Annotated in this window: 22 protein-coding genes; 18 read left to right on the top strand and 4 right to left on the bottom strand. The window is 53.7% G+C overall.

Annotated elements, in window-relative coordinates; genetic code table 11:
* Window positions 1–2: 2 nt before the first annotated feature.
* Window positions 3–572 carry a phosphoribosyltransferase gene (locus EYC87_RS12585; RefSeq protein ID WP_423243980.1) on the bottom strand — a complete coding sequence of 190 codons (570 nt, stop codon included), beginning with the start codon at window positions 570–572 and terminating at the stop codon, window positions 3–5.
* 202 nt (window positions 573–774) lie between these two features.
* Window positions 775–2,010 (bottom strand): MFS transporter, encoded by a 1,236-nt coding sequence (locus EYC87_RS12580; protein ID WP_279253194.1) that lies wholly within the window; start codon window positions 2,008–2,010, stop codon window positions 775–777.
* Window positions 2,011–2,128: 118 nt separating this feature from the next.
* On the opposite strand from EYC87_RS12580, the gene EYC87_RS12575 reads away from it, so the two are divergent.
* Entirely contained in the window at window positions 2,129–3,862 is a 1,734-nt protein-coding gene (locus EYC87_RS12575) for an isocitrate/isopropylmalate family dehydrogenase (RefSeq protein WP_279253193.1), read from the top strand.
* Between the two features lie 75 nt (window positions 3,863–3,937).
* Here EYC87_RS12575 and ygfZ read toward each other — a convergent pair whose 3' ends face one another.
* Window positions 3,938–4,873, bottom strand: coding sequence for a CAF17-like 4Fe-4S cluster assembly/insertion protein YgfZ (gene ygfZ, locus EYC87_RS12570; protein ID WP_279253192.1), 936 nt, complete (start codon window positions 4,871–4,873; stop codon window positions 3,938–3,940).
* 133 nt (window positions 4,874–5,006) lie between these two features.
* Between ygfZ and EYC87_RS12565 the strand changes: the two genes are divergently transcribed.
* Both EYC87_RS12565 and EYC87_RS12560 read left to right on the top strand, forming a co-directional pair.
* The gene (locus EYC87_RS12565) at window positions 5,007–5,273 is read left to right on the top strand and encodes an FAD assembly factor SdhE (protein WP_279253374.1); all 267 of its coding nucleotides are present in this window, start codon (window positions 5,007–5,009) and stop codon (window positions 5,271–5,273) included.
* Window positions 5,224–5,649 carry a protein YgfX gene (locus tag EYC87_RS12560; RefSeq protein ID WP_279253191.1) on the top strand — a complete coding sequence of 142 codons (426 nt, stop codon included), beginning with the start codon at window positions 5,224–5,226 and terminating at the stop codon, window positions 5,647–5,649. Before EYC87_RS12565 ends, EYC87_RS12560 begins: the two co-directional genes overlap by 50 nt.
* Here EYC87_RS12560 and nadB read toward each other — a convergent pair.
* Entirely contained in the window at window positions 5,626–7,233 is a 1,608-nt protein-coding gene (gene nadB / locus EYC87_RS12555; RefSeq protein ID WP_279253190.1) for an L-aspartate oxidase, read from the bottom strand. The genes EYC87_RS12560 and nadB overlap by 24 nt on opposite strands.
* 253 nt (window positions 7,234–7,486) lie before the next feature.
* On the opposite strand from nadB, the gene rpoE reads away from it, so the two are divergent.
* From rpoE to mazG, 15 genes are all read left to right on the top strand, one after another.
* Window positions 7,487–8,068 carry an RNA polymerase sigma factor RpoE gene (rpoE, locus tag EYC87_RS12550; protein WP_040540847.1) on the top strand — a complete coding sequence of 194 codons (582 nt, stop codon included), beginning with the start codon at window positions 7,487–7,489 and terminating at the stop codon, window positions 8,066–8,068.
* Between the two features lie 73 nt (window positions 8,069–8,141).
* Entirely contained in the window at window positions 8,142–8,741 is a 600-nt protein-coding gene (locus EYC87_RS12545) for a sigma-E factor negative regulatory protein (RefSeq protein WP_279253189.1), read from the top strand.
* A 16-nt stretch (window positions 8,742–8,757) separates the two neighbouring features.
* Window positions 8,758–9,708, top strand: a complete 951-nt coding sequence (locus tag EYC87_RS12540) for a MucB/RseB C-terminal domain-containing protein (protein WP_279253188.1) — start codon at window positions 8,758–8,760, stop codon at window positions 9,706–9,708.
* 1 nt (window position 9,709) lies between these two features.
* Entirely contained in the window at window positions 9,710–10,186 is a 477-nt protein-coding gene (locus EYC87_RS12535; RefSeq protein ID WP_279253187.1) for a SoxR reducing system RseC family protein, read from the top strand.
* 49 nt (window positions 10,187–10,235) lie between these two features.
* Entirely contained in the window at window positions 10,236–11,639 is a 1,404-nt protein-coding gene (locus EYC87_RS12530; protein ID WP_279253186.1) for a DegQ family serine endoprotease, read from the top strand.
* Window positions 11,640–11,755: 116 nt separating this feature from the next.
* Complete coding sequence (gene lepA, locus EYC87_RS12525; protein WP_279253185.1) at window positions 11,756–13,555, top strand: translation elongation factor 4; 1,800 nt, start codon at window positions 11,756–11,758, stop codon at window positions 13,553–13,555.
* Window positions 13,555–14,403 carry a signal peptidase I gene (gene lepB / locus EYC87_RS12520; protein ID WP_279253184.1) on the top strand — a complete coding sequence of 283 codons (849 nt, stop codon included), beginning with the start codon at window positions 13,555–13,557 and terminating at the stop codon, window positions 14,401–14,403. Before lepA ends, lepB begins: the two co-directional genes overlap by 1 nt.
* A gap of 29 nt (window positions 14,404–14,432) precedes the next feature.
* Window positions 14,433–14,819, top strand: coding sequence for a DUF4845 domain-containing protein (locus EYC87_RS12515; RefSeq protein ID WP_279253183.1), 387 nt, complete (start codon window positions 14,433–14,435; stop codon window positions 14,817–14,819).
* Window positions 14,816–15,514: a ribonuclease III gene (gene rnc, locus EYC87_RS12510; RefSeq protein ID WP_279253182.1), complete on the top strand. Its 699-nt coding sequence runs from the start codon at window positions 14,816–14,818 to the stop codon at window positions 15,512–15,514. The genes EYC87_RS12515 and rnc overlap by 4 nt, the downstream gene beginning before the upstream one ends.
* Complete coding sequence (gene era / locus EYC87_RS12505) at window positions 15,498–16,397, top strand: GTPase Era (RefSeq protein WP_279253181.1); 900 nt, start codon at window positions 15,498–15,500, stop codon at window positions 16,395–16,397. The genes rnc and era overlap by 17 nt, the downstream gene beginning before the upstream one ends.
* A gap of 10 nt (window positions 16,398–16,407) precedes the next feature.
* Entirely contained in the window at window positions 16,408–17,139 is a 732-nt protein-coding gene (gene recO, locus EYC87_RS12500) for a DNA repair protein RecO (protein ID WP_279253180.1), read from the top strand.
* The gene (gene acpS / locus EYC87_RS12495; protein WP_279253179.1) at window positions 17,136–17,507 is read left to right on the top strand and encodes a holo-ACP synthase; all 372 of its coding nucleotides are present in this window, start codon (window positions 17,136–17,138) and stop codon (window positions 17,505–17,507) included. The genes recO and acpS overlap by 4 nt, the downstream gene beginning before the upstream one ends.
* A 99-nt stretch (window positions 17,508–17,606) precedes the next feature.
* Complete coding sequence (gene cysM / locus EYC87_RS12490) at window positions 17,607–18,503, top strand: cysteine synthase CysM (protein WP_279253178.1); 897 nt, start codon at window positions 17,607–17,609, stop codon at window positions 18,501–18,503.
* A 1-nt stretch (window position 18,504) separates the two neighbouring features.
* Complete coding sequence (relA, locus tag EYC87_RS12485; RefSeq protein WP_279253177.1) at window positions 18,505–20,736, top strand: GTP diphosphokinase; 2,232 nt, start codon at window positions 18,505–18,507, stop codon at window positions 20,734–20,736.
* Window positions 20,733–21,551 (top strand): nucleoside triphosphate pyrophosphohydrolase, encoded by an 819-nt coding sequence (mazG, locus tag EYC87_RS12480; RefSeq protein WP_279253176.1) that lies wholly within the window; start codon window positions 20,733–20,735, stop codon window positions 21,549–21,551. Before relA ends, mazG begins: the two co-directional genes overlap by 4 nt.
* Window positions 21,552–21,635 lie beyond the last annotated feature (84 nt).

Below are 21,635 nucleotides of genomic sequence, written 5' to 3'. Positions count from 1 at the left end.
CGCTATCTCTGGTGATACTTTAGGATCCGATCTCTAATTTCGCCCAGTCCGGGTTTCTCGTCGCGTACCTCCCGAGCAGATAAACCTTCCAGTTCATGGGGAAATACCAGCCATTCGCTGGTTTCGTGCAGATAAAAATCTGGAGAAAGCTCGGTTTTATTATTGCTGGGCTTGAAGTAGGGCGTGGCAATTTTAAAGGTGGGGCTGTTGCGTCGGCATTTTTTTTCCAGGTCCCAGATAACCTGTTGAATACTGCGGCCAGAATCAAATACATCGTCAACGATAAGCACTTTATCATCAGCGTTTACGTTTTCGACCAGGTAGTGCAACCCATGCACGATGACTGACTCGTTGGTCTGTTCAATGCCGGTGTAATGGGATGTGCGGATCGCAATATGGTCGGTATTTAAGCCCCCGTACTTGAGTAGCTCCTGTATGGCGATACCGACAGGGGCGCCGCCGCGCCAGACACCCACGATATAGTCAGGCTCAAAGCCGCTTTCCAGTACCATGAGACCCAGCTCGTAGGAGTCCAGTAACAATTGGTTAGCGTCGATGTAGGTTTTCTGGATGGTCATGAATATTCCCGCTGCCACATATTAAGGCAGCGATTGTATTACACAGACGTGTGGGCAGACACAGGATATGTTGCTTGCAGAGAAATAAAACAGGCCTACGGCGCAATCAGTTCACCCGTCACCACGTCCACAGGCGCGGGGCAACAGCACTGGCACCCTGGTCGACACTATTGGTCGAGCATCGCTGGGTTTACCTTTAGTCGCGGCGCCCACGTCGATAAAGGGCATAGAAGGCCAGGGCGCTGGCAATGACGGTATAGCCCGCGCCTCCCAGCGCCATTGTATCCATGCTTACTCCTCGGTCGACCAACCAACCCATGGCAACCGGCGCGATGGCTGTTGCGAAAACCATGGCCGCAGTGGTTAAGGACTTTATGGAACCGAGGTGAAGAGTGCCGTACATCTCGGAGAAAAAAGGCGATGACAAAGTGGAATAAACGCCGACCGAAACTGCCAGCAAACCCATATAGATGATAGCGCCGAAAAAGTGATCCTCACTTGCCAGAACGATCAGTCCAACGCCCATTGGCAGACAGATCAAAGGCGCTAGTCTAATGGCGCTGTAACGATCTACCAAAAGCCCTGCTAACAGCTTGCAAAGGGTATTTAGCAAGGCGTAAAACAGGAAGAGACCGCCCCATGCCGCCAGGCTCCAGTTCTTTTCCTGAACCAGTTGCACCTGATGAAACATGAAACCGGTAAATAATAATGGTTGGGCCAGAAGCACCGGCAGGAACAGATAAAAGTTCAGGTCGCCAATGACTTCAGAACGGGTCCATTGGCGCCGTGAACTGACGACGCCGATACCGTTGTTGGATTGTAAGTCTCGAAGGTAGCGCAGGTGACGGCTGGTGTGGTCTTTTAACAGGAAATGCGCCAGAGTGGGTAGGGTGATCGCCAGTGCTGCTCCCCAAACTACCCAGGATTGCCGCCAATCCAGAATCACCATTGAGGCAATGACCAGGGACGGCAGTGTTGCTTCAGAAAGTGAGTACCCCATTCCACCCAGGGCATTGGCTTTGCCCTTGTGGTGGTCCAGATAACGCACCATGGTAGTTGCTCCCGCAATGCTCATTAGTCCCTGGCCAAAATGCCGCAGTGCCAGCAGGGCAAAGAACAAAAGCAGTGGGCCCGTGCTGACAGCCATCAGGGCGCACCCCAGAGCCAGGCCAAGGGTGACCAGAAAGGCATAGTTGCGCAGATCCATACGATCAATTAGCGACCCCGACCAGAGCAGTAACAAAGCACTGGCGAGCGTTGCGCCTGAGTAAAGTCCCCCAAACTCACCGTGGCTGAGGTCAAGGTCCGCACGGATTTCGCCACTGAATAGCCCTATGAAGTAGGTTTGCCCAAAGCTGGATCCAAAGGTCATGGCGAAGCCAAACAGCAGCAGGCGCCATTCTTCGCGAATCAGGGGCAGGAAGGATCTCATCGGGGCATTATCGCAGGCCTGTGCGAAAGCGAGTAGCGCAGCATAGACTAAAATCGACTAGGAGATTTCATCAATAGCGTCTATGGTGTCGCTTTTTTGGGAATTGGGAGCAAATACAGTGGGCGGGAAAATCAAGGTTCAAAAACCGTTGGTCATTCTTCACGGCGATGAAATGGCGCAGATTGCCTTTGAGCGGATTCTCGAACAGTTCGTAGCCTCTCGCCTGGAAATAGAACTGGTAGAGGTTGACCTGTCGGCCGAAAAGCGATTTACCAGCAACGGTCAGGTGGTCATTGACGCCATTGATGCGCTGAAGCAGCATGGCATTGGCATCAAAAATGCGGGGATGACGGTCAATCGTAGCCAACTGGACGAGTTGCTGGCGAAGTACCCTGAAGTGAATGAGGACAAGCTCGACAAATTAGCCACCAAGTCTCCGAACGGTGCTATCCGTAAAGGCATTGGCGGCAATATCACGCGCGAAGACATCGAGTTTCGAAACCTGAAGAGCGTTCGGCCTGATTGGGTCGATCGCGATATTGAAGTCGATACCATGGACAGCGGTGGCCTTGACTTCAGTTATAGCGAATTATCCAACGCTACCGGCGTGGCTAAAGTTATGTTTGTTGGCGAAACTGGCGATCCAGTCGAATTGCACCGTAGAACTCTGAAAAAAGGCGATCCCTGGATGCTCGCTACCAACTGCCTTGAAGAAGTAAAGGCTTGGGCGCACCGGTTCTTTCAGCGAGCGCTGGATGAGAAACGCGATATTTATCTTGGCCTCAAGGATACGGTAGTGTCGGGCTACGACGGTGTGATGCGTGCCGCCATCGAGGACATTTATGCGGAACACTACAGGGGTAAGGTTGCCGAGGCAGGTCTGAATTACCACTATGAGTTGATTGATGCGCAAGCGGCCCGCATCGTATCCAACCCTCCCGAGCGAGCCCTGTGGGGCGTCCCCGATAATGTCAGCGGGATGAAACTGTATAAGCTGGTGCAACAGCTTAAGCATTACGGGTTGCCCGAGCGAAAAGCTCATGTTTCCATCTCACGCATGAGCGCTGGAGGAGGGGACCAGTACGGCAGTTATAATACGCCTGCCCCTGAGAACGGCATTATCAAGGTCATTATGGACGGTGAGGAAAAACACGCCAGAACGGTGAAGGCGCATGATCCAATCTTGTTTATGTCGAACGATCGCGACGCGATTAAGGATTGGGTGAAGCAGGTATTTCGTGATGCCTCGCTGAGCAAAAAAGAAGTTTACTTTGGGCTGAAGCGAGAGTTTGTCAATTACGACGAGGTCTACAGCTCTATCATTCTGGAAATTCGCAAGGAATTGGCGGCTCTGGATACACCACCTCCGTCTTTCATGATAATGAGACCATCGCGGCAGCTGAGCAAAATGATTTGCGATCCGCCACGCTGGGGCTTATATCCTGCCCAGAATCTGGATGGAGATATTTTCTCCGACATTTCTGCGGCCCTGGGCGGTAGCCTGGCCACTGCCAGTTCGATCATCAAGAGCAAGGACGGCTCCATGCTCTATGAGGCGCCCCATGGTACTGCCCACGACCTCTACCTACGCTATGTGGAAACAGATGGAAAGGAGGCAAACTTCAACTCATCAGCGTTGATTTTTGCGGTCGCCAATGCACTTGAAGAACTGGGCAAAAGAGAAGACAACCAGGCGCTTGACGATTATGCAGGCAAACTCAAGCAGGCGTTGATTGAGACGGTTGCGCAGGGCACCATTACCGGCGATTTGAAGGGGAAAACCAGCGACCCGTCAATCGAGAAGATCGTCGATATGAATGGCTTCCTGGATGCAGTGGAAGCCAATTTGTAAGCAGCAAGAGCCCTCTATGAACTCAGAGGGCTTGCTTTATTGCTGTGATGGAGCGGCAGCGGCAAGCCGCAGTACTTAGTCCGCCGCAGGAATATCGTAGGGTAATTCGAGTACTTGAATTTCAGCACCCTGCTGCGATGTAAGGCGCAGCCCTTGTTCAACGCCTTTCTCGGTAGCACAAAGCAGACAAATGTTGCCCCCATCGGCGCTGGCGGCATTAACCAGGACGCCAACGCTTTGTTCTGCAGCATTAGAGAACAGCGCGGCTCCGGCACCGGGAGATTCCGTTTCGTCGAATTGGCCTAGGTACAAGCGCCGCTTGGCTTTGCCCCGATAATGCAGCCGGGCAACGATTTCCTGGCCCGTATAGCAGCCCTTGGTGAAACTGACATGTCCGGTGACATCGTAGTTGAGCATTTGCGGTAACAACTCCTCAATATTGGCCTGTTCTATTCTTCCGATACCTGCGCGGATTTGCAGTGCCTGCCACTGGCTCTCTTTGCCGCTGTTCAAATTTCGACCAAGTGAGTTCAAGCGCTCGCTGTGGTTTTGAGTATCAATCAGTACTTCAAATTGTGTGCCGGCATCGTCCATCTGAACCACGACATAACCGTCACCGGTGGCGGCCTGGTATTTAGCTTCGGGGATTGCAAAGCCCGCTTTGGCAAGGTCCTTCGCGGCTTCATTGCCCCAGCACCCAATGACTTGCCAATCTTGACGTTCGGCTTCCAAATCAGCCTTGGAAAAAACAATGTATTTACTAAAAGTTTTGGCCGCCGTCGCTAAAGTATTCGCTTTCAGGCGCAGCGCATAATGACTTTCACCGAGCTCGGCCAGCATAAAATCGCAAACCATACGTCCCTGAGGATTACAGTAGGCGCCAACAACGGCTTGTTGTGAGCTGACCTCGCGGGTGTCGCAGGTCACCTGACCCTGGAGGAAGGAGAGCGTATCAGGGCCGATAATGTGCAACAGTTGTTCGGAGTCTAGAAGAGCGAAGTGGGCACTCAAGGGATGGTCCTTTCAGGTGAAACGGGACACCAATGATAGGGCCTGGAGACCATCCTGTCAGTAGCCCCCTTGTGATCAGATATGACGTTATAATGTTCGCTTGTAGATGTGTAAACTTGAGTGTGTAACTGGCATGGTATCGGACGAAGAACTTAATCGTATGCGCTGGGCTGCAAGACGCGGCATGTTGGAACTGGATCTGGTGCTGGAGCCTTTCGTGCAGTCTCGCTTCGCTACTCTGGATGAAGCAGACCGGATTCGTTTCAAGGACTTGATGTTAAGCGAGGACCAGGACCTGTTTGCGTGGTTTATGCGTCGCGAGCAGCCACAAGACCGAGAGCTAGCACTCATTGTCAAAAAAATTCTCGACTTCACCCACACTTCACCTGACGATCGCTGAGTCATCCCTGCATGAGTGCGTAAGGTACCTTTTCATCGTTGCTGTTGTTCTGGCATTGTGGGAACTGGCGCGAGGCGGCTACCCCATTGTGGTCGTGTCTTGGACGCCTATGCTGGCGCTCCTCCTTTGGCGGAGCCGGCGGCAACGTCACATTGGTGTGGTCATCCGTTGGCGGCGCGGAGAGTGGACCATTGAATCCGACGGGCAGTTGGTACCTGTTGACCTGCGCCGAGCGCATTGCCTGCCCTTGTTGACGTTTATGGCCTGGCAGTCCGCGTCCGGAAAATTGGGTCAGGCCTGGCTTTTCAACGATAGCGCCCCTCCCTGTGACCTGCGGCGCCTGCGGGTGCGCTTACGTCTTGAGCGGGGAGTTTGATGGCGACAAAATGGTGTCTTTTGCCTCAGCTAACTGATTGGGGTAGTCGAGGGTGTAGTGCAGACCCCGGCTCTCCCGTCTCTCGATGGCGCAGCGAATCATCAGCTCCGCCACCATTGCCAGGTTGCGCAGTTCCAGGAGGTCATTCCCAACCTTGTAATTGCCGTAATAATCAGCGATCTCTGATTGCAGCAAGTTGACCCTGTTCAGGGCTCGTTCCAGGCGTTTATTGGTGCGCACAATGCCGACGTAGTCCCACATAAAACGACGCAATTCGTCCCAATTGTGAGAAATAACGACGTCTTCATCCGAGTCGGTTACCTGGCTTTCGTCCCAGGGGTGGCTAACGGCGGTTTGGGGTAGGTCAGGGAGGTTGGCAGCAATGTCCTGAGCTGCAGATTCTGCGTACACAATACACTCTAACAGCGAGTTCGAAGCCATACGATTGGCGCCATGCAGGCCGGTGGAAGAGGCTTCACCAATAGCATATAGTCCCACCAGGTCGGTGCGTCCAGCGGTGTCGACAATAATACCACCGCAGGTATAGTGGGCCGCCGGTACAATCGGGATAGGTTCAGCGCTCATATCTATGCCCAGTTCGCTGCAGCGCTGCATGACAGTGGGGAAGTGGCTCTCCAAAAACTCTCTGGATTTGTGTGAAATGTCCAGAAACAGGCAGTCCGCCCCCAGTCGTTTCATCTCGTGGTCTATCGCCCTGGCGACTACATCGCGGGGCGCCAACTCACCGCGTTCATCGAATTTTTCCATGAAGCGAGTGCCATCGGGGAGTAACAATTTGCCCCCTTCTCCCCTGACTGCTTCGGTTACTAAAAAAGATTTGGCCTTCGGATGGTATAGGCAGGTGGGGTGAAACTGGTTAAATTCCAAATTCGCTACGCGACATCCCGCCCGCCAAGCCATGGCGATTCCATCGCCGCTGGCACCGTCGGGATTGCTGGTATAAAGATAGGCTTTACTGGCTCCACCGGTCGCTAGCACGACCGCAGAAGCCTGGAAGAGATCTACCCGCTCTGTTTTTTGATTGAGAATATAGGCGCCGTGGCAGCGATCTTCGTCCCTGATCAGGTCTACAGCCACCCGATGGGTGAATACCTCAATGTTATCGGCTGCCAGGGCTTGCTCTGTGAGTACCTCGGAAATCGCTCTGCCGGTGCGGTCGGCGGAATGAATGATTCTCCGGTGACTGTGACCACCCTCCATTGCCAGGTGAAATTCTTTGCCGTCAGCCCGGTCCTGGCGCAGGTCAAAATCGACTCCCTGTTGCACTAGCCATTCTACGCAACGTCGGCTGTTGCTCACGGTGAATTCAACGGCCTTACGTTGGCATAACCCTGCCCCCGCACTGAGCGTGTCCTGAACGTGGGCGTCTATCGTGTCCCTGTCGTGGAGCACTGCGGCCATGCCGCCCTGTGCCCAATAGGTGGACCCCTGATTCAGGTCGGCCTTGGAAAGCAGGGCGACCCGACAGTCGGAGGGTAGATGCAGGGCGAGGCTGAGCCCGGCGGCCCCGCTGCCAATAATCAGTACATCGTGTTTGTAGGTCTGGGGCACGGTCTTGTTCACTTGCTGCGCTCGGGAGTGAAATATATGATGTGCCTCAACGACTTAGCGTCCAGGCTCTACGCCGCAGGCGAGTATATACGACCTCTGGCGAAATAAGGAAATCTCACGGTGGAATTCATTCCAAGGCAATTTTCCGCATTTTTGAACCATTCACCGATAGCGAGTGAACTCCAGTGTGCTTTGACGGTCTATTTGGGCAGAACGTATATAAGAGTCAGGGCAGTGGTGCCTCTGACCACAGGGGGTTAGGGGAGTGACGGCTGTCGAGACGGACCAGCAGCTCGTGGCCAGAGTGCAAACAGGTGATTCGCGAGCTTTCGACTTGCTGGTATTAAAGTACCAGCACAAGATCTTCAGCCTGATCGGTCGTTACGTGCATGATGCAGACGAGGTGCAGGACGTAGCCCAGGAAGCTTTTATCAAGGCTTATAGAGCGTTGCCGAAATTTCGGGGTGACAGTCAGTTTTATACGTGGCTGTACCGCATCGCGGTGAATACCGCCAAGAACCATCTGGTATCCCGTTCTCGCAGACCGCCGGGATCTGATGTGGACGTAGAAGATGCTGAGTATTACGAGGGCGGTGCAGCGCTCAGGGATATAGAAACGCCTGAAAATGCACTGTTTGGCGCAGAGCTTAAGCAGGTGGTTGAGGCAGCGATTAGCGATTTACCGGACGACTTGCGAACCGCGGTAACTTTACGGGAGTTTGACGGTCTCAGTTACGAGGACATCGCAGACATAATGGATTGTCCGGTGGGCACAGTCCGCTCGAGAATTTTTCGAGCCCGAGAGGCGATAGACAACAAAGTACGAGAACAGGTCGACGCAACGTGACTTGACTGACAAAAACAGTTTGGAATATCGGCGATATATCGATAACGCACCACGGGTGTGAAGGAATGAAGAAATGAGTGAACAGTTGGGGGAATCATTATCCGCATTGATGGATAACGAAGCCAATGAATTGGAGTTGCAGCGTCTGCTTAAGCAGGTGGGTAGCGATGCCGAGCTTCGGGCAACCTGGGCGCGTTATAACGCCGCTCGTGCAGTCATGTCGGGTCAGGACGTCAGTCACATGCAACTGGATATTTCATCCCGGGTGAGGGCTGCTATTGAAGTGGAGTCCGGCGTCACTCGAGAAACTTTGAAGCAACGACTGTTTCGTCCGATGGCCAGTTTTGCGGTCGCCGCTTCAGTCGCAGCCACCGTGGTCATTGGTGGGCAGCAGCTTGCACAGATTGGTGGCGCAGAGCCATACAGTGGCGGCCCTGTCGCTGCTTCAGGTGCCTCTCCCGTGGGCTTGGTCAATAGTCTGGGAGCGACAACAGTGCAAGCGAGTTATGGCACAGAGGCGATACCCGTCTTGCAGCCTGCGGCACGAACTGCCTATAAGGAATTGGCGCGTCAGCGTATGCAAATGTACATGCAGGAACATGCTGAACACTCCGCTCTCAATTCACCTCACGGGCTAATTCCATTCGCCCGGGTGCCGGAGATTCGCGAGTAGATTATCGGTGACTCTTTTGCGATACATTAAATGGCTTAGCGCGGGCGCGCTCGGTGTCTTTCTGATGCTTGCATCGCTCGCTGCCTCCGCGGCCTGCCCCGGCGCCGACAGTGAAGCGATCAAATGGCTCGATAAGATGTCTCGCAGCGTTCATCAGGTGAACTATCACGGCGTTGTTACTTTTCAAAGGGGGGAGGAAGACATGCAGGTAATGCAGGTTTCTCACTCCGTTACCGATGGCACCACCACTGAGAGCATGACGCAGCTTACGGGGCAGGGTGCCAAAGTTGTGCGCGCTGAACACCCCTTGGACTGTATTCATCCCGGGCATAAGCTGCTGCGCATAGGCGACGATATCAGCGCCGGTGAATGCGGTGTGGCCGAGCACTATCGGTTTAGTGTCACTGACGGTGAACGGGTTGCTGGCCGTAAAGCCGTTCGCATTATTGTTGCGCCCGGTGATATGTATCGCTATGGCTACGTCATGGAATTGGACCGCCGGACTGGCCTGTTACTTAAGACGGCAACCATGGGGCGTGGGGATAAAGTGTTGGAAAAATTCCAGTTTGCCGACTTGTCGTACAAAGGCAAAGACCTTGAGGGGGCAGATGCAAACCTCGTGCATGAGGCACAGCACCCCGTGCCGGGGCACAATGCGCCGCAGGTATCTGCTGCAGGATATGGCTGGGATGTGAAGTGGTTGCCCAGCGGTTTTATGGCAACCGATTCACAGCAGCGTAATGCAGGGCGTAAAACTTATACCGACGGCTTGGCCGTGTTCTCGGTATTTATTGAGGCACTCGACCGTGAAATTCGCCCTGGTGAAGGGGTGGTCCAAGCAGGCAGCACCACATCTTATAGTCGGGGTATGGCCTTGTCTGGAGACCCTGTGCTGGTGACAGTGGTGGGCGAGGTGCCAGTGAATACTGCAAGAATGGTCGCTGACTCCGTCAAATGGGTGCGTTGACATGCTGCTAGAGACTGGTCGTGTAGTTGCGGTTGAAACGGATGCCGTATGGGTAGAAACCATCCGCAAGACCACCTGCGGAAGTTGCGCAGCACAAAAGGGCTGTGGACACGGTTTGCTCAACCGGATATCAGAAGGTCATCGCTCTCTCATCAGGGCTTTGCCTGGCGGCATTAATCCGCAGGACTGCCGGGTAGACGACGAAGTAAGCATATCGATACCTGAGGCAGTGATTTTACGCGGGTCCATGGTGGTTTATATTTTGCCTTTGCTGCTGATGTTGGCCAGTGCAGCACTGGGCGCCAAATTGTTGTCCACTAATGTTGACCTGGGTAGTGCGCTTGGCGCGGTAGCGGGTATTACACTAGGGTTTGTGCTGGTGCGCTTGCACGCTCACCGGCATCGCGATGACAAGAATCTGCAGCCAACGCTTGTCAAAGTTTTACACCATGGCACCGAGGCAGTGCGGTTCGGTTGACCCCTGCATTGCGTGACATCATCCCATTTCCCTGATTGCGGATTTACCAATGACTTTATTATCAAGACTGATATACATCACGCTGTTTATAGCCCTGTTGTTAACCGGGCGAGCCGCTAGCGCCGCTCAACTCCCCGATTTCACAGATATCGTTAAGCAAAGTTCTCCGGCGGTGGTGAAGATTATCGTCGAAGCGAGCGGTCCCCGGCCCGGTCAGGCGCAGCCTGGTCCTGAGGAAATGCCCGAGTATTTGCGCCGCTTCTTCGAATTTCGAGGGGGGCCTCAAACACCCCGTCAGCGTATGGGTATGGGTTCAGGGTTTGTTATTTCAGAGGACGGCTTAATCGTGACTAACAACCACGTCGTTGAAGGAGCTGATAGCGTTCTGGTGCGGATGAGTGATCGTCGGGAGTTCGATGCCCAGGTTGTGGGAACAGACCCCCGCAGCGACCTCGCCTTGCTCAGGGTTGATGCCAGTAAGCTGCCCGTACTTGAGCTTGCCCCCCATGATGATCTCGATGTCGGGGAGTGGGTGCTGGCGATTGGCTCTCCCTTCGGCCTTGACTACTCAGTGACTGCAGGCATCGTGAGTGCAGAGGGACGCAGTTTACCCACGGAAGCTGGCGAAAATTACGTGCCTTTTATTCAAACAGACGTAGCTATCAATCCTGGGAACTCAGGCGGCCCCCTGTTTAACCTTGAAGGCGAAGTGGTTGGGGTTAACTCGCAGATATTCACCCGCAGTGGCGGCTCTATCGGGCTGTCGTTTGCTATCCCGGTAAGCGTGGTACGTAACGTAGTCGCTCAACTCGAGGAAAGTGGTCGCGTAACCCGAGGCTGGCTTGGTGTGACTATTCAGGATGTGGACAAAAATTTGGCGGAGTCTTTCGGTCTTGAACGCCCTCGCGGAGCTTTGGTAGTGCAGCTGGCACCCGGTGGTCCGGCGGCGGACGCTGATCTGCGCGAAGGTGACGTGATTATCAGCTTCGACGGTAAAGATATTCCGGCATCATCTGATCTGCCCCATGTGGTGGGTTTGATCGCACCGGGCAGCCGAGTCCCGGTGGTAGTGATGCGAGACAGGAAATCCAAGACCATCAAGGTTGAAGTCGGCGGATTGGATGCGGATGACAGCTATACCCTCAACTCAGGAGGGGACGGAGCAAACCAGGGAGGCCGTCTGGGATTGGTCGTTGAGGAGGCCCCACAGGAGGTTCTGGAGCGGTCGGGACTCGCCGGTGGCGTACTGGTCCGCGAGGTGGTGCCGGGTTCCGTGGCAGCGCAGGCGGGAGTGATGCACGGGGATATCATCACCCTGATCGCCAGCACGCCTGTTAAGTCGGTTTCGAGCTTTGACAAGGCTGTGGATAGATTGAGCAGTGGCAGCTCGGTCCCTTTGCGCCTGATGCGCCGAGGGTCTCCTATGTTCATCGGCCTGAAGCTTAAGGATTGATATCGATTACCGCCGGAGCATGGATAGCGACCGCAAGCTGATTCGGGTACAATCGCGCGTTTTTCTGCAGCGGCTCTTTCGGAGTCGCCGCTTGACCTTTTTCCGGGCCCGAACGAGTGAGTGATCTCCAGCACATCCGAAATTTTTCCATCATCGCCCATATCGATCATGGCAAGTCGACCCTGGCCGACCGTTTTATCCAACACTGCGGTGGACTCAGTGCCAGGGAGATGGACGAGCAGGTGCTCGATTCCATGGACATAGAGCGCGAGCGTGGAATTACGATTAAAGCCCAAAGTGTGACGCTTGATTACAGGGCTCGTGACGGGCAAGTGTATCAACTCAACTTTATCGATACCCCCGGCCACGTGGACTTTTCCTACGAGGTGTCACGTTCCCTTGCCGCTTGTGAGGGGGCCCTGCTGGTTGTCGATGCCGGACAGGGTGTGGAGGCACAATCCGTAGCGAATTGTTACACCGCCATAGAGCAAGGACTCGAAGTACTTCCCATTCTCAACAAAATGGACCTACCCCAGGCTGATCCTGACCGGGTAAAGCTGGAAATCGAGGAAATCATCGGTATCGATTCCAGTAATGCCTGCCCGGTCAGCGCCAAGTCAGGCATGGGGATAGAAGATGCACTTGAATACCTGGTAGAGGAAATTCCATCTCCGGAAGGTGACCGCGCTGCCCCCCTGCAGGCATTGATTATCGATTCCTGGTTTGACAACTACCTCGGGGTCGTTTCCCTCGTCAGGGTTAAACAGGGCGTATTGCGTAAGCGTGACAAAATCGTAGCCAAGTCTCTGGGCAAGGCTCACCAGGTCGACAGTGTTGGCATCTTTACACCGAAACGACATGAGACCGATTGCCTGCAAGCGGGAGAAGTGGGGTTTGTCGTTGCCGGGATCAAAGACATCCACGGTGCTCCCGTGGGCGACACGCTGGTCCACGACAAGAGCCCGGACGTGGGCTCACTTCCAGGTTTCAAACAGGTAAAACCGCAGGTTTATGCGGGTATTTTTACAATTTCGTCTGATGATTACGAAGATTTTCGCGATGCGCTCGGTAAACTAACCCTTAATGATGCCTCGCTTTTTTATGAGCCGGAAAGTTCTGACGCGCTGGGTTTTGGCTTTCGCTGCGGATTTCTGGGCATGCTCCATATGGAGATCATTCAGGAGCGTCTGGAGCGCGAGTATAATCTCGACTTGATCACCACTGCGCCGACGGTGATTTACGAGATCCAGAAGAAGAATGGCGACGTGGTCAGGGTCGATAATCCCTCGTCTTTGCCAGATGTGGGCGACATCGAAGAGACGCGTGAGCCTATTGCCCGCTGTAATATCCTGGTTCCCCAGGACTATCTGGGCAATGTGATTACTTTGTGCGTGGAAAAAAGGGGCGTGCAAAAAGACATGCAATTCCTCGGCGCCCAGGTGTCGATTGTTTATGACATCCCGATGGCGGAGGTGGTACTGGATTTCTTCGACAGACTCAAATCAGTTAGCCGTGGCTATGCTTCACTCGACTACAGCTTTGAGCGCTTTGAGGCGGCCCGATTATCGCGACTGGATGTATTGATTAACGGTGACAGGGTGGACGCACTTGCGGTTATTGTGCATCAGGATCACGTGCAGTATCGCGGCCGGGCGTTGACGGAAAAAATGAAAGAATTGATACCCCGACAAATGTTCGATGTCGCCATTCAGGCTGCCGTTGGTGGCAAAATTGTGGCGCGGCAAACCGTGAAAGCTTTGCGCAAGAATGTGACGGCCAAATGTTACGGCGGTGATGCTACGCGTAAAAAGAAACTGCTGGAAAAGCAGAAAGCAGGTAAAAAACGTATGAAACAGGTTGGCAACGTAGAAATTCCCCAGTCGGCATTCCTGGCAGTGCTCAAGGTGGATGGCTAATGGGTGGAGCAACCATAGATTTTCCGCTTATCCTGGTCATTCTGGTCGGTGGGTCAGGGCTGGTGTGGTTACTGGATAGCTTGTTTCTTGCGCCTGGTCGCAAGAAAATTATTGCTGAATTACAGGGCAAGTATCCAAATTGGGAAAAAGAAGGAAACCCGCAACAGCAGCAGTTCCAGGCCAGGGTCGCAGACCAGGCATCGGAGCCGATATTGGTGGAGTATGCACGCTCTTTCTTTCCAGTGCTGTTTATCGTCTTTGTACTCCGCTCATTCCTTGTGGAGCCTTTTCAAATCCCCTCGTCGTCTATGGTGCCCACCCTGCAGGTTGGCGACTATATTCTGGTCAACAAGTTCAACTATGGCATTCGTCTACCGGTGACACGCACTAAGGTGCTGGATTTGAACGAGCCGCAGCGTGGTGATGTCATGGTGTTTTTTCCTCCGCATATGAATGAGACCTATTACATCAAGCGAGTAGTGGGATTGCCGGGTGATACTGTCAGTTATCGCAACAAGCGCTTGTTCGTTAATGGCAAGGCTATAGGACGCGAAGAGCTGGCGATTGCCCCTGGCATCAATACCCGTTATCGGCTGGGACTGGAGCAGTTAGGCGATGCCAATCACCTCATGCAGGTCGACGAGGCCCGCATGCCCAGTAACTTTTCGGTAGTGGTTAAGCCAGGGCACTATTTCATGATGGGCGATAATCGTGATAACAGTTCAGACTCCCGGGTTTGGGGTCAGGTGCCAGAAAAGGATATAGTAGGCAAGGCCTTTGCAATATGGATGCATTGGGACTCGTTCCTCAGCGTGCCCAGCTTCAGCCGGGTGGGCTTGATAGAATGAGAATAATAATTTAATTGGGGGGTAGGGATATGCGCTCACTGCAGCATCAGAAAGGGATGTCGATACCAGGAATGCTGGCTATCGCAATCATGCTTGGTTTTTACGTGATGTGTTTTGTCAAAATGGTACCGCATTACTCGGAATACTTTACGATTAAAGACATCGTTTCCCAGGTCGCAGCTGAGCACCAGCCTGGTACTACAACTGTCGGTCAAGTGCGTCGGAGGCTCGATAAGCTGTTCAACACCAATCAAATTTACGCGATAAAAATCGGTGACGTAGAGGTTTATCGCGAAAAGGGCAAAACGTTCATTGATGCCAGTTATGAAGCTCGAATTCCGATCGCCGGCCGCATTGATGCTGTTTTAAACTTTAATGACCTGCTCTTTGTGGCGGGGCAGCCCAACGCCAAGTGACCGACCAGCAGGCAAATTCGGAGCGCTTGCAACGAGCGCTGGGCTACCAGTTTGCCGACAAGAGCCTGCTGCAACTCGCGCTGACGCATCGTAGCGTCGGTGGGCGTAATAACGAGCGCCTTGAGTTTCTCGGTGACTCTATCGTCAACCACATCATTGCCGAAGCCCTATACCGTCAATTTCCCGATGCCCGAGAAGGTGATATGAGCCGCATGCGAGCGTCCCTGGTCAAAGGAGACACCTTGGCCGAGGTCGCCAGGGAGTTGGACCTGGGAGAGCATCTTTTACTGGGACCTGGTGAGCGCAAGAGCGGCGGCAAACGGCGAGGTTCTATTCTCGCCGACGGATTGGAGGCAGTGGCTGGAGCCATTTTAATTGACTCAGATGTCGCGGCCTGTCGCAATTGTGTGCTGACCTGGTTTCGGGAACGCCTGGATTTGCTAAGCCTCGATGGCGCAGATAAAGATGCCAAAACCCTGTTGCAGGAGTATTTGCAGGGCCGCCGAAGCCCTTTGCCCGAATACGAATTATTGGGGGTGGTCGGTGAGGACCACGAACAGCAGTTTTATGTTGCTTGCCGCATCGCCAAGCCGGTGCTGGTCGTCGAGGGAGATGGGAGCAGTCGGCGTAAAGCCGAGCAGGCCGCTGCTCGAACCGCCCTCGCGAGGCTGGAGACACATGGCAAGTCAGAGTAAACGCTGTGGTTATGTCGCTATCGTGGGTCGCCCTAATGTGGGTAAGTCCACCTTGCTTAATCATATACTGGGGCAAAAAATCAGCATCACCTCCCGCAAACCCCAGACTACCCGACACCAGGTGCTTGGCATCAAAACTGAGAACGACTCCCAGGTCATTTTTGTCGATACCCCCGGGCTGCATAAAGTCGAGGAAAAAGCGATCAATCGCTATATGAATCGGGCAGCCAGTTCCGCCATCAAACACGTGGATCTGATTTTGTTCCTGATTGATCGCACTGCGTGGACTGAAGAAGACCAGATGGTTCTGGAACAGGTGCAGCGGACGAGAATTCCCACTTTGCTGGTCGTCAATAAGGTAGACCTGCTGGAGGACAAAAACATACTGCTGCCTCATCTACAGGAATTAGCGGACCGAGGGGAGTTTGAGGCCATAGTGCCGGTATCGGCATTGCGTCAGCGCAACGTTGATATGCTGGAGCAGGAAATTCTTAAGTACATGCCTGAGTCTGAGCACTTTTACCCGGAAGACCAAATTACCGACCGCAGTCAGCGTTTCCTCGCCGCTGAAATAGTCCGTGAAAAAATTACGCGCCAGTTGGGAGATGAGCTGCCTTATTCGGTAGCGGTGGAAATTGAGGAGTTTGGCCTGGACAACGAGATCGCCCATATATCGGCACTAATCCTGGTTGAACGTGAGGGGCAGAAAAGAATTATTATTGGTGAGAAAGGAGCGCGACTTCGTTCTATTGGCACCGAAGCGCGGGTGGATATGGAACGCTTGTTTGACTGCAAGGTTATGTTGCGCCTCTGGGTCAAGGTGAAAAGTGGCTGGTCTGACGACGAGCGTGCCCTGCGCAGTCTGGGCTACGACGACACCTGAGTCGTCTGCTATGCGTGTCAGCTTGCAACCCAGCTATATACTTCACAGCCGTCCCTACCGAGACAGCAGTTTGATCCTTGAGGTGTTCTGTGCTGAACATGGTCGTCTGAGCCTGGTGAGTAAGGGAGCGCGCCGGCGCTCTAAAGGCGGCAGCAGTGTTGCTTTGTTACAACCTTTCATTCCGCTGTTGCTATCATTTTCAGGGCGCAGCGAAATGAAAACCCTGACCCATGTAGAGCCCGCCGGGGTGGCGCCTCAATTGCGCGGTGAGCGCTTGTTTAGCGGCATGTATATCAATGAGTTATTGATGCGCCTTTTACATCGTCACGACCCTCATCCGCAGCTGTTCGCCAACTATGGCACAGCGCTCGGTGAGTTGGGTGATGCAGAGCAGGTTGAGGTCTGTTTGCGGCGCTTTGAACTGGGGCTGCTGGATGAGTTGGGCTACGGTTTTTCTCTGGCTGAGGATGGCCTGAGCGGTGAAGCAATTAGCGAGGACGGCTGGTATCATTTCAGCCCCGATTGTGGCCTGGTTGCCGGTGTGAAGGGCGCAAATCCGGCTCGGCCAGCCTATTCGGGAGCGGAGCTCTTGCTCCTGTCTCAAGGCAAATATGGCGGGGAGGCGCGCAGTGTCGCCCGCCGGTTGATGCGTGAGGTCCTGTCACAGTATCTCGGTAGTGAGCCGTTGAAGAGCAGGGATTTGTTTCACGGTCGTAGCCCGCAGGGCGGAGAAAGCCAATGATTGCAGTGGGAACTGACATCCTGAATTTTGAGCGCGTCGAGGACGTGGTAAAGCGTCAAGGTGATCGTTTTGTAGAACGTATTCTGACGCCCGGAGAACGGGAGGAATACGCGGCGAGTGCCCGCCCGATCAATCTGCTGGCAAAGCGCTTCGCTGCCAAAGAGGCGGTAGCCAAGTCACTTGGAACTGGCATTGGGCGGGGTGTTAGCTGGCAGGATATCCGTATCACTCACGATGATAATGGTGCACCTTACGTTGAGCTTAGCGGCGGCGCCTTGCGAGTGGCTGGCCAAAGGGGAGGCTCCAGAGTGGCGCTCAGTCTGGCGGATGAAGTGAACTGTGTGATCGCTTTTGCGGTGCTTGCCTGACGTTTTTTTTCCGCTGTTTTCTTACAAATTCGTTCACTACAATGCACGGCGTTACCTGACAAGTTACACTGCCCACCGGCGAGAGGATGCTGAGGAAATATGCGCGATTATCCGACTATTGAAGCCTGCGTAGGTAACACGCCGCTGGTGCGACTACAGCGTATGCAGGGAGAGACCAGCAACACGATCCTGCTTAAGCTGGAGGGGACTAATCCCGCCGGTTCAGTTAAGGATCGCCCTGCATTGAGCATGATAGTGCAGGCGGAAGCCAGGGGCGATATCCGCCCCGGCGATACTCTTATCGAGGCCACCAGTGGCAATACCGGTATCGCGCTTGCAATGGCCGCTGCCATTCGCGGATATCGCTTGTTGTTAATCATGCCTGCTCACATGAGCGACGAGCGTAAACGGGCCATGTCTGCTTATGGCGCCGTCCTAATAGAAGTGAGCCAGGGCGAAGGTATGGAGGGCGCTCGTGATCTCGCTATGGCGATGCAGGAACGTGGAGAGGGTCGGGTATTGGACCAATTTGCCAACGCGGACAATCCCCTTGCCCATTTGACGTCGACAGGACCTGAGATTTGGCAGCAAACAAACGGCACCGTGTCCCATTTTGTGAGCTCCATGGGGACTACGGGAACGATCATGGGTTGCTCAGCTTACCTGAAGCAGCAAAACCCTGAAATTCAAATCGTCGGGCTGCAACCTGAAGACGGTTCCAGTATCCCTGGTATTCGTCGCTGGTCAGAAGCTTACTTGCCGTCAATATTTGACGCTGCAAGAGTGGATCGGGTCATGGATATATCGCAGTCAGATTCTGAGCACATGATGCGTCGCCTGGCGGCGGAAGAGGGCATTTTTTGTGGCGTATCCTCTGGCGGTTCTGTCGTCGCGGCACTGCGTCTATCACAGGAACTGGAGGACGCTGTCATCGTGGCGATCATTTGCGATCGAGGCGATCGCTATCTGTCTACCGGCGTATTTACAGGGGGTTAGCGTGGTCCAGGTTAGGCATCAATCACACCACGAGTCCGGTCGCCATGAGGTCGATCTTGAGGTTTGGTTGGGTAGTCTCCCCCCCAATGTCGATTCTGGAGAGCATGAGAAGTTGCTTGCCACTGCTGAGCTGGTGCGAGCATTGTCTGAAGGGCCTGGTGAAGACCAGAATGACTGGGCCAGCGAAAGCGACTGCTTCAGGGCGGGACTTGATGTCGTTCTTATTCTTGCTGAGTTGCACGTCGGCACTGACTGTTTGCTGGCCGGCATGTTGTATCGGACGGTGCGCGAAAAACGGATAGAAATCCCTGAGGTTGAGGAGCGCTTTGGCGCGGGTGTCGCCAGTTTGCTGCGCGGGGTGCTGCGAATGGCCGCGATCGGAGATCTACGCCCGCAGCAGGACCAGCCGGTACTTGGCCAGGCACACGCGCAAAAAGACAATGTGCGCAAGATGCTCATAGCCCTGGTCGATGACGTTAGGGTTGCGCTGATCAAGTTAGCGGAACGCACATGCGCTATTCGCGCGGTCAAAGACGATGAAGACCGTCGGGAACCCATAGCAAGGGAAGTGTTTGACGTCTATGCCCCCTTGGCCCACCGGTTGGGTATTGGGCATTTGAAGTGGGAGTTGGAAGATCTATCCTTTCGTTACATATACGCCGATGCCTATCGCAAAATCGCACGTTTGCTGGACGGCAAACGACTAGAACGCGATCAGTTTATCGCTGAGGTTAAAGCATTGCTGACCGGTGTTTTACAGCAAGCCGGCCTGGAGTTCGAAATTGAAGGCCGGGCTAAACACATCTACAGCATATGGCGAAAAATGCAGCGCAAAGGGATTGGTTTCTCGCAAGTCTATGATATTCGCGCGGTGCGTATTCTGGTGCCAGAAATCAAAGATTGTTATGCCACCCTCGGTTTAGTGCATGGCCTGTGGCGTAATATTCCTAATGAGTTCGATGACTATATCGCCAGTCCCAAAGAGAACGGTTATCGCTCCCTGCACACTGCGGTAATTGGTCCTGAGGGTAAAATTCTGGAAGTACAGATACGCACTCGACAAATGCATGAAGAGGCAGAATTGGGTGTTTGTGCGCATTGGCGCTACAAAGGGTCGGACTCTACCCCTGGCATGGCCAGCAGCTATGAAGAGAAAATTGCCTGGCTGCGTCAAGTTCTGGATTGGCATGAGGAAACCGGCGACAGTGGTGATGTCGCCGAGCAATTCAGTTTCGATGTGGCGCAGGATAGAGTGTATGTTTTTACCCCGGATGGGGATGTTGTCAATCTGGCGCACGGCGCCACGCCTCTGGATTTTGCCTATCACGTCCATACCGAAGTTGGACATCGATGTCGTGGCGCTAAAGTCAACGGTTCTATTGTGCCGCTGACCTACTCATTGCGCACCGGAGAAAGAGTAGAGATCCTCACCAGCAAAGAAGGAATCCCTAAAAGAGACTGGGTACAACCGGGTCTGGGTTACCTGCGTACTTCCAGGGCGAGAGCCAAGGTACAGCACTGGTTCCGGGCACAGGCGAGGGAGGAAAACGTGGACGCCGGCCGCCACCTCCTGGATCGTGAATTCAAGCGCCTCGCACTGACGAGCGTCGACTATCGACGAATCGCGAGAAAGGTACAAATGAATAAAGTGGAGGACATGTATGCCGCAATCGGTTCTGGTGATTTGTCTTCGGCGCAAGTGCTTAATGCGGCTCAAGGGCTAATTGAGCGAAGACAGGAACCCCAGCTTAAGCTTGCCCGCCCGGGCGCTACCCGTCATCGCGGCGAAGTTCAGGTCCAGGGCGTGGGTAATCTGCTCAACCATATGGCAGGCTGCTGCAAGCCACTGCCTGGGGATGCAATTACCGGTTTTATTACTCAGGGGCGGGGCGTGAGCATTCACCGTAGCGACTGTGCTCGCCTGGTTCAATTGGCGGATGCCCAACCTGAACGGGTTATCGATGTTGAGTGGGGCCGCTCCCCGACTGATAATTACGAAGTTGATGTTTCAATTGAAGCCTATGATCGGCATGGTCTGTTGCGAGATATTACAGGACTGTTTGCTAATGCCCACATCAATGTTCTTACGATCAATACCCAGACTAATAAAAAGAGCCATACCGCGACTATGCGATTGCGAGTCGAGGTACCGAACCTCGGCTCACTGTCCAAGCTGCTGGAGAGGATTAATCGCTTGAACAACGTTATTGCAGCTGCCAGAGTCAGTGAATGAATAAAGCTTTGTCCACACCGCGGTATTCAATCGCTGATCTCCTGCGGGTCATGGAGCGCCTGCGCGACCCAAAACACGGCTGCCCCTGGGATTTGAAACAAGATTTCAAGTCCATTGTTCCCTCCACTCTTGAAGAGTGCTATGAGTTGGCAAGCGCCATAGAACAGGAGGATTATCACCACGTTGGTGAAGAGTTGGGCGATGTTATGTTCCAGGTGGTGTTTTACGCCCAGTTGGGTAGCGAGCAGGGCTTGTTCAATTTTGAACAAGTAGTTAATACCCTGGTAGAAAAGCTTGTGCGCCGCCACCCTCATGTGTTTGCCGCCGGGGAAATTGAAGGCGTCGCCAATGGCTCCGTCAGTGTTGATGATGTAAATGCTAGCTGGGAGGCAATAAAGCAACAGGAACGCAGTGCGAGAGAACAGCATGGTGTGCTGGCAGACGTGCCGGTAGCGCTGCCGGCCTTGCCTCGGGCGCAGAAATTACAAAAGCGAGCCGCTGCGGTGGGTTTTGATTGGCATGAAATCGGCTCAGTTATGCAAAAGCTGGAAGAGGAGTTAGAAGAACTGCGCACGGCTATTGGCAATGATAATGCAGCAGCAGTCCGCGAGGAAATGGGTGATGTGCTCTTTTCCTGCGTTAATTTGAGCAGGCACTTAAAGCTAGATGCCGAAGCCACTTTAAGAGAATCCTCCAGTAAATTTGAACAGCGTTTCAGGGCAATGGAATTGATGGCAGCTAAAGCTGAAACACCTCTTCATGAACTTGATGAGACTGCGCTGGATTCACTTTGGGAAAGGGCAAAAGCCCTCTGATACTTACCTGAGGTAGGGGTTGTAACCTAAATGCGCGCTGTGTATGGTTACTGGCCTTCAAAATACCCATTTTCACCTATATTG

Source organism: Candidatus Seongchinamella marina (assembly GCF_026262685.1).
GTDB lineage: Bacteria > Pseudomonadota > Gammaproteobacteria > Pseudomonadales > Halieaceae > Halioglobus > Halioglobus marinus.
This window is presented reverse-complemented; position numbering and strand designations above follow the sequence as displayed.

Bases quoted from the DNA above. Each gene is read 5' to 3' on its own strand.
- EYC87_RS12580 (WP_279253194.1), bottom strand. From the start codon at position 2,010: ATGAGATCCTTCCTGCCCCTGATTCGCGAAGAATGGCGCCTGCTGCTG.
- EYC87_RS12565 (WP_279253374.1), top strand. From the start codon at position 5,007: ATGGTATCGGACGAAGAACTTAATCGTATGCGCTGGGCTGCAAGACGC.
- EYC87_RS12545 (WP_279253189.1), top strand. From the start codon at position 8,142: ATGAGTGAACAGTTGGGGGAATCATTATCCGCATTGATGGATAACGAA.
- EYC87_RS12535 (WP_279253187.1), top strand. From the start codon at position 9,710: ATGCTGCTAGAGACTGGTCGTGTAGTTGCGGTTGAAACGGATGCCGTA.
- EYC87_RS12530 (WP_279253186.1), top strand. From the start codon at position 10,236: ATGACTTTATTATCAAGACTGATATACATCACGCTGTTTATAGCCCTG.
- lepB (WP_279253184.1), top strand. From the start codon at position 13,555: ATGGGTGGAGCAACCATAGATTTTCCGCTTATCCTGGTCATTCTGGTC.
- EYC87_RS12515 (WP_279253183.1), top strand. From the start codon at position 14,433: ATGCGCTCACTGCAGCATCAGAAAGGGATGTCGATACCAGGAATGCTG.
- era (WP_279253181.1), top strand. From the start codon at position 15,498: ATGGCAAGTCAGAGTAAACGCTGTGGTTATGTCGCTATCGTGGGTCGC.
- recO (WP_279253180.1), top strand. From the start codon at position 16,408: ATGCGTGTCAGCTTGCAACCCAGCTATATACTTCACAGCCGTCCCTAC.
- acpS (WP_279253179.1), top strand. From the start codon at position 17,136: ATGATTGCAGTGGGAACTGACATCCTGAATTTTGAGCGCGTCGAGGAC.
- cysM (WP_279253178.1), top strand. From the start codon at position 17,607: ATGCGCGATTATCCGACTATTGAAGCCTGCGTAGGTAACACGCCGCTG.
- mazG (WP_279253176.1), top strand. From the start codon at position 20,733: ATGAATAAAGCTTTGTCCACACCGCGGTATTCAATCGCTGATCTCCTG.